This window comes from Parazoarcus communis, from assembly GCF_003111645.1.
In the GTDB taxonomy this organism is placed as follows: domain Bacteria; phylum Pseudomonadota; class Gammaproteobacteria; order Burkholderiales; family Rhodocyclaceae; genus Parazoarcus; species Parazoarcus communis_A.
In genome coordinates, this window is record NZ_CP022187.1 from 1,583,635 (window position 1) to 1,596,950 (window position 13,316).

Sequence of the window (13,316 nt, forward strand, 5' to 3'; positions counted from 1 at the left end):
CCGCCGGTCGCGTTATTCGATCAAAAGAGACTCGATCCAGCGCTCGCCCGGGGCAACATCATCGCGCGTGGCCGGGTCGTACGGCGCCACGTCGGCGGCATCAGGCGGCGCACTGATGTAGTTGAGGTCGATCGCTTGCGGGCTGCCCACCCACCCGCGCTCATCCGGTTCAAGTCTGAAGTACAGGCCGTTTCTCATGCTGGCACCGAACTCGCCCGGACGCTTGAAGAGAAACAGCAGATCGTGCTCGAGCCAGCTCATGTCCTTTGCGCTCACCGTGCGCGGGTTCGAGTAGGGATAGGGCACATGGCAGACGATCTCGACCTTGCCGTCGAGACACTTGAACTCCTTCATCGACAGAAAGTAGTCCGCGAAGCGCGCGTGATCCATGCTGATCTCAAACGAACTGACACCCCCACCCCGCGGCGAAAAACGAACCGTCCCAAGCGGGATGCGTTGCTTGTCGCGTGTGTTTGCAAAGATGGTCTTCGTCCCGTCCAGCTCTGCTGCGGATACAACGGCAGGCCAGCCTGCAAGGAAAGCGGCGAACAGACAGACCTGAAACCTCACCCGCAGACGTATTGGATTCATCAGGGCGCTCCCGTGAGTCTGGGCCCAGGAACATCGGGCCTCGACACCAGTCTGAACCCATTGATTTATCGACTCAAGCCTCGAGCATGCAGGCTACCGACCGGTCCGCAGCCAGCGTGCGATGCAGCACCGGCTGAGCGCTCCCGTGCTAGCGCCTGGTGCGGTCGCCCGGTGTTATCGCCCGGTGTTATCGCCCGGTGTTATCGCCCGGTGTTATCGCCCGGTGTTATCGCCCGGTGTTATCGCCCGGTGTTATCGTTCTTCACCGTGTCACCCTACCTAAGGGCACTGACAATGAAACGCACCTGGCTTCTGTTTTTCCCGCTCGTGTCCGCGTCATCCCTGCTGATTGCGCAGGACAGCAGCCGCAGCGACTGGATCAGGAATCCGGCGATGGGCAACTACAAGGCCTACGCCGAGTTCAAGATGGCCAACTACGATGGTGCTCGCCATGTGTGGGAGGTGCTGGCGGGCGTTGGTAATACCGACGCCTTGTTCAACCTCGCTGTGCTGGCGGAAGACGGTCTCGGTGAGCCGCGAGACCTCGCCAAGGCCGAGGCGCTGTACATCGCGGCAGCAGACGCCGGCAACTTCAAGGCCCAGTATCGCCTGGGCATGCTCTACAGCAGCGGCGGAATACTTGGTAAGGACCTTGAGAAGGCACGCTACTACCTGAGCCGTGCGGCAGCGGCGGGAGATCGCGATGCCACCGCACGGCTGCAGTCGCTGTCCATGCCCGAACGCACACCCGGCGATTTCGAGCGGGCCGAAATCCTCTCGAGCAGCGGCAGACACGCCGAGGCCGCGAGCCTTTACCGGCAGCTCGCCACACAGGGCGACGCCAGATCGCAGACGCGTCTTGCGTGGATGTACGAGGCCGGGCTTGGCGTCGAACGCAGCCTGGACGAAGCCGCTCGACGTTTCGCCATCGCAGCCGAGGCGGGCGAAGCCGAGGCGCAGTACGCGCTGGCCGTCATGTTCCGCACCGGCAAGGGGCAGCCCGTCGATATCGCGCGCAGCCGGCACTGGCTCGAACGCGCAGCGGACCAGCACTATCCGCCGGCGCTTGCGGCACTCGCAGCCGCAAGCGAGGCGGAGGGCGGTGAGTAGTCACCCGCCCCGTACCCCGCGCCCCGCGCCCGGCACAACGCATTCGGCATTTTTCTTTCGGGGCGCACTTGCTAGACTTTGGATTTTCGTTCTGCCACCGATCCCGCCATGTCAGAAACCGCGCTGCAATCGCCCCAGACCACCTCTGCATCCCGCACCCGGGTTGAACGCGCCCTGCGCACGCTCGGCATGCCATCCGACATCGTCGAATTCACCATTCCGACACGTACCAGTGCAGAGGCCGCTGCAGCGATTGGGTGTGGTGTCGAACAGATCGCCAAGTCGATCGTCTTCACGACCAGGCAATCGGAACGCTGCGTGCTGGTCATCGCCAGCGGAGCCGACCGCATCGACGAGAAGAAACTGAAGGAAGTGCTCGGCGAAGGGGTCAAGCGCGCCGACGCCAATTTCGTGCGCGCTCAGACCGGGTTCGTCATTGGCGGCGTGGCGCCGGTTGGCCACACCGGCGAGGTGAGCGTACTGGTCGACGCCGCGCTATGGGCGCTCGACCCGATCTGGGCTGCAGCGGGCACACCGAACACGGTTTTCAGGCTCGCCGCAGACGACCTGCACCGGATCCCCGGCATCCGCGTGGTCGACGTCCGGCAGGCGCCATGAACCGTCCAGGCTGAAGGCTCTGAGCGATCAGGCCTCGGCCATGAGCGCGCGAATGTTTTCGAGCAAGGCATCGACACTTTCGACCTGCGTGTCCCAGCCACACATGAAGCGTGCCCCACCGGCCCCGATGAAGGTGTAGAAGCGCAGGCCCCGCGCGCGCAGACCATCGAGCACCCGCGCAGGCAAGTGGACGAATACGCCATTGGCCTCGACCGCAAACAGCAACCCGGCCCCCGGAATCGCCGCCAGCCCGGCCGCCAGTCGCTGTGCCATGGCGTTGGCGTGGCGTGCATGCTTCAGCCACACATCGTCTTCGAGAATGCCGAGCCAAGGCGCGGCAAGGAAACGCATCTTCGACGCAAGCTGACCCGCCTGCTTGCATCGCCAGGCGAAGTCCTCGGACAGACGGCGGTCGAAGAAGACTACCGCCTCACCCATCGGCAAGCCCATCTTGGTACCGCCAAAACACAGCACATCGACGCCGGCACGCCAGGTCACATCGGCTGGCGACACCCCAAGCGACGCCACTGCGTTGGCAAAGCGGGCACCGTCCATGTGCACGCGCAGATCGCTTGCATGCGCGAGGGCGGCGATGGCGGCAATCTCGTCGGGACGATAGACCGTGCCAACCTCGGTGGCCTGCGTCAGCGTCACCACGCGTGGCTTCGGGTAGTGGATATCGCTGCGCCGCGCAATCACCTCTCTCACCGCGTCCGGTGTCAGCTTGCCGCCTGCGCCCGGGGCAGTGAGCAGCTTGGACCCGTTGGAAAAGAACTCCGGACCGCCACATTCGTCGGTCGCGACGTGCGCCAGTTCGTGGCAGATCACGCTATGGTAGCTCTGGCACAAGGCCGCCAGGGCCAGCGAATTTGCCGCGGTGCCGTTGAAGACGAAGTACACATCGCAGTCGGTTTCAAAAAGGTCTCGCAGGCGCTCGGACACCCGTCGCGTCCACTCATCGTCGCCATAGGCAGGCGCGTGCGCCGCGTTGGCCGACACGAACGCCTCCATCGCCTCCGGGCAGATACCGGCGTAGTTGTCGCTGGCGAAATGCTGCATGCTGAACTCCCAAAAAATCCGAAAAGCACTGCTGTCCGTCATCGACGTTTTCCGCCGTGGCGTTTGACTCATGCCCAGATTACGGTAGGCTCTCCGCTTTCTCAAAAGGAGCAATCCACATGGCAAAAGCCACTGCACGTCACATCCTGGTCGCCAGCGAAGCCAAGTGCAACGAACTCAAAGCCGCCATCGAAGCCGGCGCCGACTTCGCGCAAGTCGCGAAAGAGAACTCGACCTGCCCGTCAGGCCGTCAAGGCGGTGACCTCGGCTCCTTCGGCCCGGGTCAGATGGTCAAGGAATTCGACACCGTCGTGTTCAGCGCACCGATCAATGTCGTGCAAGGCCCGGTGAAGACCCAGTTCGGCTACCACCTGCTCGAAGTCACCAGCCGCAGCTAAGCACTGAGCTGTTTCAGCCGGTGCCGGTGTTGAAGGGGCTGAGCCCCTTCAACACTTTCATCCGCGCCATGTTCCGGCGCGCGTTCAGCCGGTCTGGCGCTGCTCGAAAATCTCGAAAAATCCTTCTCCCTCGCTGACCACCACCTCGCGTACCACCGCGTCTGCCGGGCCCACCTTTGCCCACTCGATCAGCGTCTGCAGCACAGCCTCTTCGCCGGCGATCATGGCCTGAACCGAGCCATCCGGCCGATTCCGCACCCAGCCCTTCACACCCAGCGCGGTCGCCTGTTCGACCATCGACGCGCGGTAGTAGACGCCCTGGACACGACCCCGAATTTCAAGATGCAGCACACGTTCAGACATCACCCCTTCCCCAGCTCCCACAGTTTCAATTGACTTCACCCCGTCCGCGCTTCATGCGTGGAAAGGTCCATTTGACGGCATGAATGCCACCGCCGTCCATCCTCAACGTTCGATGAGCGTCAGCCCCGCCGGCAGCGATTCGCCAAAGGCACGGCGGCGGTCCGCCTCGTCCAGCGCCACCAGCTCGCGTACCTGCTGGATCCAGCTCTCCGGCGCATTGATCTGCACCAGACGACGCCCCACCTCCTCGCGCACCGTGAGCGACAGATCGCGCGCTCGATCACAGGTGAAGCGCGCCAGCTGCGCCGCAGCAAAGGCCGCGGGTTCAACCTTCTTCCAGTCCAGCGCAAGCACCGCACCCAGCCATTCGGCAGCGACCTCGGCCGGTACCGCCGTGTGCGGGCTGGCATAGAGCGGCGCGCGCGCGCCCACCCGACCGAGCGCCCACCATCCCTGTGCTTTCTCTGCCGGCTGCGCCAGACGTTCGAGCAGCCAGCGCCCCACCTCCACCTTGTGCTCGAGCGGTACCCGCTCGAGCGACGCCGCCAGTCGCACCATGTCGTCGTAGGCGGCGAAGGCCGGGTTCTGATTCTGATTGCGCCTGGAGGCGGACACCAGCGCCTCGAGCTGGTTGGCCAGCACCTCAAGCAGGACGAGCTGGGCCGGCTCAGCGAGTCCGGCTGCGGCGCGCCGCCACAGCGTCCACCACTCCGACCAGTTCTGGCGCTCATTCACATACTGCAGGCCTTGTTCAAACAGCGGCCACAACTGCTCGATGCGCCAGTCGTCGAGCGGTGCGCCATACCCCGGACGCAGGCAGAATCCCGCCAGATTGAGCCACACCCGCTCATGCTGGGCGGAACGCCGGCGGCGCTTGGCACGTGCCCAGAGGGCATCGAACAGGGCGCGCGCAAGCGCCATGTCCCAGGTCTCGCGCTTGCCCAGCAGCATTTCGAGCTCGCCGCGCAACTGCCGCACCGGCGTGACCGCACCGGCACTCGAAGCCCCGCCCGAACCGCCACCTGAGGGTGCACTGCCAAACACCCGGTCGATGCACGCCACCGCCTCGGCAAAACGCGGCGGCAACCCGGCCTGCGGATCCGCAGCCGTGTCAGCCTCGGTATCGGCGCCACGCAGCTGGAATTCGAGCAGCCAGCGCCGATCAGGCTCGTCCGTGCTGACACAGTGCATCTGCAGGGAGCCGACCTCCGTAATCGTACTGATGAGTTCGACCGTCACGTCTCCGCGCCCGCTGCCCTCGCCCGACTTGCCCACGACGGTTGCGATCGGCGGCAGACGGACGAAATCCTCGCCCGAGAGCGACACCACGTCGCCCGGCTGATGCGCCAGACCGGCACTGGAAGCAACCAGATGGAAGCGCACCGGCTGCCCGAGGCGCAACGCAAAACGGTGTTCGCTGAGGTGAATCTCCCGATCTTCCTCCGTGCCGCGCGGCAGGACGCAAATGCCGCGCGCGCCACCCGCGTCCGCGCCCTGCCTGTCGTCCAGCACCAGAAAGTAGCTTCGCGCCGAGCCGCCGCCAATCGCCGGCGCCAGACCGTCGCGTACCAGCGAATAGGCCACCGCTCCGCGTGCCACGGCCACCTCGGCATCGTTGGCCAGCACCTGTGGCGATGTCCCGCGCCACTGCGCGAGCATCTCCACAATCCGCGACGCAAGCCTTGGCGAGCGGAACACGCCGCCGTTGAGCAATACCGTATCCGGTACCGGCAGTGCCTCTGCGGCCGGCGCGGACTCGCCGAGTGCGGCGCGTGAAGCGCTGGCGTGACGACCGAGGAATGCCGCAAGGTGGCGCGTGATCGCTGCATCAGCTGGATAGGGCAAGCCGAACTCGACGATGCCGGCGCGGCGACGGCGGGGTTGCTCGTCTGCGCCCACCAAGGGGAAGAAACCGTCGGCAACGAGACGCTCGACCTCGTCGCGGGTGAGTTCGGCAGAGCGCGCGCCACCGATCAGCCTGGCGCCGGCGCCCAGCAGGGTCACCGTCACCTGCGCCGGCGCACCGTCGGCGAGCAGCTGTTCCTTGGCGTTGCGGCATTGCTGCACGAGCTGTGAAAAGCGTGCTGCCGTCAGCCTTTGTCCTGCTGCGCTCAGCCACGGCTCGAGCAGATGCGCCAGGGCCAGATCCATGTTGTCGCCACCCAGCATCAGGTGATCGCCGACCCCGATACGGGTGAGCTGCGGCATGTCTGCGCCCGACTCAACCTGAATCAGGGTGAGGTCGGTCGTGCCACCGCCAACATCGCACACCAGCAGCAGCCGGGTGTGCTGCAACTCGGCGGCAAGGCTGGCGCGCTTGCGAAACAGCCAGTCGTAACATGCGGCCTGCGGCTCTTCGAGCAGGCGCAGCGTGTGCAACCCTGCCAGCCGCGCGGCCTCGACGGTCAGCGCACGCGCACCCTCGTCGAAGGATGCCGGCACCGTGAGCACGATCTCCTGTGCTTCGAGCGGAGCCTGCGGGAAATGCTGCAGCCACGCCGCACGCACATGCGCAAGATAGCTCGCACTCGCCGCCAGCGGCGACACCTTGGCTACATCATCGCCCGCGCCCCACGGCAGGATGGGCGCGAGCCGATCGACTGCGCCATGCGACAGCCAGCTCTTGGCGCTGGACACCACTCGCCCCGGCACCTGCGCCCCGAGATCGCGCGCGAGGGCGCCGACCACCGCCTGCTCGACACCGGCGAGATCGGGCGCTGCCCATGGCAAGGCAGTGTCTCCCGCCGCCAGCCCCCCCTTTGCGGGGTGATAGCGCAAGGAGGGCAACATCGGCCGCCCGGCCACCGCGCCCGGCGCGACGAGCTGGGTGATGGACAGCAGCTGAATCTCGTCACTGCCCGGCGCCGCGTAGGCGACGACCGTATTGCTGGTGCCGAGGTCGATACCGACGCGGTAACGCATCGACCGCCCGGCACCGACATCGCTGGAACGCTTGCTCACTTCAGGCGGACGCCTCCGCACGCACCTCGAACTCGACCTTCCAGCGCTGATCGCCATCGACCGGCACGGCCTCCAGCTCCAGCGTACCGGCCTCGGTGACCCGTGCATGCAGCCTCACCCGCACGATTTCGCCTGCAGCACGACCTTCGGCAGGCAGGGTGGCCTCGATCTCGTCGAGCTCCTGCAATTCATCGACCGACCACATGTCGAGCAGCGTGCCAACCTGATCCGTGCGTCTCACCGACGAACCGAAGAAACGGAACCGCACCGGTTCGCCCACCACCAGGCCGAATTCCTGCGCCGGCAGCGCAGCCTCGGTGCCCTCCTCCATGCCGAATGGCGCCAGGCACAGGGCTTCGATCGGCGGCTCCATGCCGGGTACGGCAGGCATGCTCGACTCGACCGCCACGTAGTAGGCCCGTGCCGTACCGCCGCGAATCCGCACACCGCTGCCACGGCGCACGTATCCGTAGTAGGCCGCACCGCGCGCCACCGCGAGATCGAGATCGGCGCCGCCGAGCAGCCGTGCCGGCGGCGCACCTTCGGCCGTCAGCCAGGATTCGAGCGTGGCCAGCAGACGGTCGGCAAGCAGGCCGGACTTCAGCACACCGCCGTTGAACAGCACCGCGGTGGGATGCAGAAAGCTCGCGTCATGTGGCTGCGCCCTGTCGAAGCCCTCGAGCGCGGCCGTGGCCTCACGCTGACGGGTCAGGAAAGCGGCCAGATGACGGGTGATGGCGGCATCCTGCGCATAGGGCAGGCCCAGTTGCGTGAGCGCTGCACGCGCACGGACCTGAGGATGCTCGGACACTGACACCTGGGGGAAGAAGCCATTGAGCAGCACGGCATCGAGTTCGCTGCGGGTCAGCTCGGTGCGGACCGAACCGCCAATCAGCTTGGCGCCGCGGCTGGGCACCACAAGCGCAACCGCGTCAACATCGGGTTCGGCCAGCAGCTTTTCCTTGGCCCCGCGGCAGGCGTGCGCGAGCGCCCGGGTCTGCCATGCGTCGAGCCGCGTTCCCTGCTCGGCCAGCTTGCGCACCACGCCATAGGCGAGGGCCAGATCCATGTTGTCGCCGCCCAGCAGGATATGGTCGCCCACTGCCACCCGGTGCGGCTCCAGGTTACCGTCACGCTCGACCACTGCGATCAGCGACAGGTCAGTCGTGCCCCCGCCGATATCGACCACAAGGATGATGTCACCCAGCTTCACATCCTTGCGCCAGCCGCCCCCGCTGTTCTGAATCCAGCTGTAAAGCGCCGCCTGCGGCTCTTCGAGCAGGGTCAGACGGGTGTAGCCGGCAGCGGCAGCGGCCTCGGCAGTCAGCTCGCGCGCCACCGGATCGAAGGATGCCGGAATGGTGACGGTGACGTCCTGCTCGGCAAACGGCGCCTCGGGGTGCGCCGCATTCCAGGCCTCGCGCAGGTGCTCCAGGTAGCGTACCGACGCATCGAAGGGCGAAATGCGCGCAACCTCTTCGGGCGCATCGGCGGGCAGAATGGGCCCGCGCCGGTCCACGCCGGGATGGCACAGCCAGCTCTTCGCGCTCGCCACCATGCGGATCGGCGTACCCGCGCCACGCGCACGCGCAAAGGCGCCCACGGCGAAATCCTGATCCGCGGTCCATGGCAGGGCAAGATCGCCCGGCGCGAGTTCGCTGGCATGCGGCAGATAGACGAAGGACGGCAACAGCGGCATGGCCTCGACTGCGCCCGGCCCCGTCAGCTGCGGAACGGAGAAAACCTCCAGCGCGGCCGCCTCGCCGTCACTGATCGCGGTGTCGACGTAAGACAGCGCGCAGTGAGTGGTGCCAAGGTCGATGCCGATCGTATAGCGTGGCGCGGTTTCCCCGGCGCCACTCACCACTTCAGTGTTGTCGCTCATAGCTCGACCTCCGCCGGGGCGATGATGGAGGGGTCGTGACAATCGGACAGACTCGGCAGACGCGTATCGCTGACACGCCAGCCGCGATGCGTCAGCTGCCCGCTGAAGGGCGGCTGGCCGACGACCTTGCCGCTCAATCGAATCGCCGCAGCGTCGAAACCGGCGGCCAGGGTGATGCGCTCGCTTTCGTTCTCCGCGCGCACCGGCTGCAGGCTGAAGTGCTCGCGCAGGGTCTTGCGACAACCTTCATGCACCAGACGTGCGGCCGCACCGATGTCGGCATCGGAGTAGGCAGTGATGTCTTCCTCGACGAAATCGACCAGGCGCGCCTCGCGCTGCAGCAGGCCGAGCAGTTGCAGCGCCGATTCCGGCGACGTCTGATGCAGGGTGCTGACAGCGGGCGCGACAACTGCAACGGCGGGTTCAGGCTCGGCTGCAGGTGCGGGCTGTGGTTCGGGCGCGCCAGCGCGCAGGCGGCGAATGCCGGCGGCCAGTTCGGCATCGCCGATGATCGCGAAAAAGGTGCCGAAGGCGAGCGAAATACGGCCGAGCAATGAGGGGTTTGAGTCAGTCATGCGGGCGCTCCTGGATCATGGGGTGAGCTGGCGGATCGTCGAATCGCAGTTGCGAAGGCACGCTGCGTCCTCGCGCCGGGTGCGCGGGCGTCGATACCGACCGGTATTTTGCACCGCAATATAACCCATCCGCGACCATCTGCCAGCGCCCGACCGATCTGCGGGACGACAATGCCGTCAAAGTCAGGCCGCACATTCCGCAGCCCGCGCAGGTCGCCCGGCGCACATGACCTGAATACGCGCTTTGCATCGAACCTCGAACATCGAGCGGATGTTCCTGGCTGCGACCTCGCCTTCAGCCGCGCACAAGACCGGATCGCAGGCTCAGTCCAGGCCGGTCACGCCTGGGACGGAGGGTGCGGCGGAATCGACGCCAGCACGGCCACCAGCAGGCGCCAGGCCTGCGCCACGCTGGCCACCTCGACCCGCTCGCCCGGCGCATGCGCCCCGCGAATGTTGGGACCGAAGGAGATCATGTCCATGTCCGGCCAGATCGCGGTCAGGATGCCGCACTCCAGACCGGCGTGGATCACCTTTACCGCGGCGTCACCACCGAACTCGCGTCGATATACCGTCTGAAACAAGGTGAGCAGGCCGGAGTCCGGGTTGGGCGCCCAGCCGGGATAGGGCTCGCGCACCGCAGCGGACATTCCCGCAAGGGAAAACAGACTGACGATCTCGGACGCCAGTTCGCGGGTACCGGCGTCGAGCAGGGAGCGCACCATCAGCGTGGCATGGATGTGTTCTGCGTCCACCCGCAACACGCCGAGATTGCTCGAGGTCTCAACCACGCCGGGCACCCGCTGACTCATGCGCCTGACGCCGTGCGCCACCACGTGCAGCGCGGCAAGCACACGCCGGCCGGCCTCGTCGCTGAGCACCCGTGACGGCACACCCGGTTCCGGCAGCAGGCGCAGACGAAACCCGTCATCCACCCCGCCCAGTTCTTCGGCAATCTCGTCGCGGGCACGCGCCAGCGCAGCCTGCAGTGCCTCGGCACCGCCGTCCGCCAGCACGATCAAGGCCTGTGCTTCTCGCGCAAGTGCATTGCGCGCAGTACCGCCCTCCAGCGTCGCCACCCGGTAGTCCACCCCGGCTGCAGCCAGCATCTGCAGCACCCGCAGCAGCAGCTTGATCGCATTGCCGCGCTGCAGATGGATATCCACGCCCGAGTGCCCGCCGCGCAGGCCATCCACCACGATACGCAGCGCCTGATGTCCCGCGGGCACGGGCGCGGCCTCCAGCGCCGCGTCGACCACCACGTCCGCGCCACCCGCACAGCCAAGATAGAACTCGCCCCAGTCCTCGGTATCGATGTTGATCAGCAAGCGCCCGCACACGGCATCCGGCTTCAGCCCGTGGGCGCCGCTCATGCCCGATTCCTCGTCGAGCGTCAGCAGGACTTCCAGTGCAGGATGCGCAACATCGTCCGATTCCAGCGCGGCCAGCGCGAGCGCGACCCCGATGCCGTTATCCGCCCCAAGCGTGGTGTCGTCGGCCACCAGCCAGCCATCACGCAGTTCCGCCCTGATGGAATCGTGCATGAAGTCATGACTGCTGCCGGCATTCTTCTGGCACACCATGTCGAGATGGCCCTGCAGCACCACGCCAGGGCGGTTCTCATAGCCCGGCGTTGCGGGCTTGGACAGGATCAGGTTGCCGGTCTCATCGACCTTTGCGCCCAGCCCGCGCACCTGCGCCCAGGCCGCAAGCTCATCCCGTATCGCCCGTTCATGCCGGGAGGGCCGCGGAATGCGGCACAGCGTGGAAAAATGCCGCCATACGGCAGCAGGCTCAAGACCGGACAAATCCATCCTGCACATCCTCTTCAGTCGAAACAGCGGACGACACTGCGTCGCCCGCGCGCACATCCTTCTCGCGAAAAGGATAGCGTGTTTGCAGTGCGAGGTCGCATCCCTCATGGGGGACGGGTCCGCGGCCTCCGGCGCACCGGTCACTTACCCCGTAAGACATAAGCCTTTACAAGAAATTACCTTGCGTAACAGCCCGGATGCAAAGGATGGCCTAATGTCGGTCTGACGCTGCGGGACTCGACGCGGAGTATTTTCAGCCTTACCGGGAGCAGCCAGACATGAACATCCGCATTCCGAAACAGACCGCTCGCTGGACGCTTCCGCTGATTCTCGCGCTGTCGGTGAGCGCCTGTGTGGTCGCACCTGCAGAGCCCTATTACGATCGTGGCGACGCGATCTACATCACACCGCCGCCTCGTGTCGAATACCGCGGTTATCCGCCATCGATCGGCTACATCTGGATAGAAGGCAACTGGATCTGGAGCGGACATCGTCACGAGTGGGTTCCGGGACGCTGGGCGCCTCCTTCCCGTCATGCCTACGAGCTCCAGCGCCGGGAGCGCATGCTTGAGATCGAACGCATGCGGGTGCAACAGCAGCGTCAGGCGCTGGCGATAGAGCGCGAGCGTGCTCAACGCGCCCGCGCCGCCGAGCAGGCGCAACGCGAACGCGCTCTGCGGGATCGCGCCGCGCACGATCATCGCGGGGACTCGCGGCGCGAGCGCGCGGCAGTTCAGGAACAGGACCGGAGCTCGCGCGACCATGACCATGACCGTGATCGCGACCGCGACCGCGGACGTGAGCAGAACACGCGGGAACGGGGCCAGGAACCAAACCAGCAGCGCAGCGAGCGACGGGAAGCCCGCCAGACCGAACCCGAAACGCGTAACCGGCAGGAACGCAGCCGCGACGAAGCCCAGACAACCGAGCGCAGTCGCGACCGGAGCGAGTCGCGCAACGGGCGGTCGAGAGATGAGGAGCACGGTGACGGCGAGCGTCGGAACTAGCCCCCCGACAGTCCACCGGCGCGCACTGCGGGAACGAGGACGCTGACGCCGGGGTCTCCCGGCAGGTGACGCCGGCATGCCGGAAGCGCACAATGGCCGGCGCGGCAGCACTGGGGCCCGCCTCAGGGCTTTACATGCACATCCGGTTTCGCCGCTGCGCCCTCATTACGTCGACCCGAACATGATCGAACCCCTGCTCCTGACCTCTGCGCGAATTGTCACTTTCTTCGATCAGCAACTGCTGACCAACGCGAGCGGCTTCTTCTTCGAGCGCAACGACCGTCTGTTCGTGGTCACCAGCAGGCATGTCGTGTGCGACTTGGCCAACATGCACCAGCCGAACCGGATCGAGATCGAACTGCACATGGATGCCGACAACCTCGCCGAATCGACCGGATTCTCGATACCGCTTTACTGCGATGGCAAGGGCCTCTGGCGCGAGGGGCTCGACAATGCGGGCGATATCGATGTTGCCGTGATCGAAATCGACCGCAAGGCGCTGCCGGAACAAGCCCTCTATTACGCCTTCACCCCTGAGCACCTGCTAGGGCACTTCGACCAGGTCGAAGTCGGAACCTCGCTGCTGGTGGTCGGCTTTCCGCTGGGCTTTCACGACACTCTCAGCCACATGCCCGTCGTCCGCCATGCAATCATCGCGTCCTCTTTCGGTTTGCGCTTTCAGGGCAACGGCTACTTTCTCACCGATGCGCGCACTCATCGCGGCACCAGCGGCGCCCCGGTCGTCATGCGCATTGAGCACCCCGACGACGAACACACCGAACTACCGTGGATGCTGCTCGGCATTCATTCGGCGCGCCTGGACGTCGGCTCCCGCGACCAGCAGGTGGACGAGGCTCTGGGTCTGAACTGCGCATGGTATGCCGACATCCTGCTGACACTCACCGAGAACTAGGCCACGCGGGCACGGTCCGCAC

The 13,316-nt window shown here is 66.0% G+C and carries 12 protein-coding genes; 5 read left to right on the forward strand and 7 right to left on the reverse strand.

The features are described 5' to 3' along the window. Positions 1 to 12 precede the first annotated feature (12 nt). Complete coding sequence (locus CEW83_RS07210) at positions 13 to 591, reverse strand: hypothetical protein (RefSeq protein ID WP_159099406.1); 579 nt, start codon at positions 589 to 591, stop codon at positions 13 to 15. 294 nt (positions 592 to 885) lie between these two features. Between CEW83_RS07210 and CEW83_RS07215 the strand changes: the two genes are divergently transcribed. Both CEW83_RS07215 and CEW83_RS07220 read left to right on the forward strand, forming a co-directional pair. After that, complete coding sequence (locus CEW83_RS07215) at positions 886 to 1,701, forward strand: tetratricopeptide repeat protein (RefSeq protein WP_108948743.1); 816 nt, start codon at positions 886 to 888, stop codon at positions 1,699 to 1,701. A gap of 108 nt (positions 1,702 to 1,809) precedes the next feature. Next, positions 1,810 to 2,319, forward strand: a complete 510-nt coding sequence (locus CEW83_RS07220; RefSeq protein ID WP_108951255.1) for a YbaK/EbsC family protein — start codon at positions 1,810 to 1,812, stop codon at positions 2,317 to 2,319. Between the two features lie 27 nt (positions 2,320 to 2,346). Here the strand turns inward: CEW83_RS07220 and CEW83_RS07225 are convergent, their stop codons facing one another. Continuing rightward, entirely contained in the window at positions 2,347 to 3,378 is a 1,032-nt protein-coding gene (locus tag CEW83_RS07225) for a threonine aldolase family protein (protein WP_108948744.1), read from the reverse strand. 119 nt (positions 3,379 to 3,497) lie between these two features. On the opposite strand from CEW83_RS07225, the gene CEW83_RS07230 reads away from it, so the two are divergent. Beyond that, positions 3,498 to 3,776, forward strand: coding sequence for a peptidylprolyl isomerase (locus CEW83_RS07230; RefSeq protein WP_108948745.1), 279 nt, complete (start codon positions 3,498 to 3,500; stop codon positions 3,774 to 3,776). 84 nt (positions 3,777 to 3,860) lie between these two features. Here the strand turns inward: CEW83_RS07230 and CEW83_RS07235 are convergent, their stop codons facing one another. The 5 genes from CEW83_RS07235 to CEW83_RS07255 all read right to left on the reverse strand — a co-directional run bounded on the left by CEW83_RS07235 (position 3,861) and on the right by CEW83_RS07255 (position 11,374). Continuing rightward, complete coding sequence (locus tag CEW83_RS07235; protein ID WP_108948746.1) at positions 3,861 to 4,139, reverse strand: acylphosphatase; 279 nt, start codon at positions 4,137 to 4,139, stop codon at positions 3,861 to 3,863. A 102-nt stretch (positions 4,140 to 4,241) separates the two neighbouring features. Beyond that, positions 4,242 to 7,100: an Hsp70 family protein gene (locus tag CEW83_RS07240; protein WP_234419016.1), complete on the reverse strand. Its 2,859-nt coding sequence runs from the start codon at positions 7,098 to 7,100 to the stop codon at positions 4,242 to 4,244. Position 7,101: 1 nt separating this feature from the next. Further along, positions 7,102 to 8,985, reverse strand: a complete 1,884-nt coding sequence (locus tag CEW83_RS07245; protein ID WP_108948748.1) for an Hsp70 family protein — start codon at positions 8,983 to 8,985, stop codon at positions 7,102 to 7,104. Beyond that, on the reverse strand, positions 8,982 to 9,560 hold the full coding sequence (locus CEW83_RS07250; protein ID WP_108948749.1) for a DUF2760 domain-containing protein: 579 nt from the start codon (positions 9,558 to 9,560) through the stop codon (positions 8,982 to 8,984). Before CEW83_RS07250 ends, CEW83_RS07245 begins: the two co-directional genes overlap by 4 nt. 338 nt (positions 9,561 to 9,898) lie before the next feature. Then, entirely contained in the window at positions 9,899 to 11,374 is a 1,476-nt protein-coding gene (locus CEW83_RS07255) for an aminoacyl-histidine dipeptidase (protein ID WP_108948750.1), read from the reverse strand. Between the two features lie 278 nt (positions 11,375 to 11,652). Between CEW83_RS07255 and CEW83_RS07260 the strand changes: the two genes are divergently transcribed. Together CEW83_RS07260 and CEW83_RS07265 are read left to right on the forward strand one after the other, a co-directional pair. Next, complete coding sequence (locus tag CEW83_RS07260) at positions 11,653 to 12,381, forward strand: YXWGXW repeat-containing protein (protein WP_108948751.1); 729 nt, start codon at positions 11,653 to 11,655, stop codon at positions 12,379 to 12,381. 181 nt (positions 12,382 to 12,562) lie between these two features. After that, the gene (locus CEW83_RS07265) at positions 12,563 to 13,294 is read left to right on the forward strand and encodes a S1 family peptidase (RefSeq protein ID WP_108948752.1); all 732 of its coding nucleotides are present in this window, start codon (positions 12,563 to 12,565) and stop codon (positions 13,292 to 13,294) included. The last annotated feature ends 22 nt before the right edge of the window (positions 13,295 to 13,316 follow it).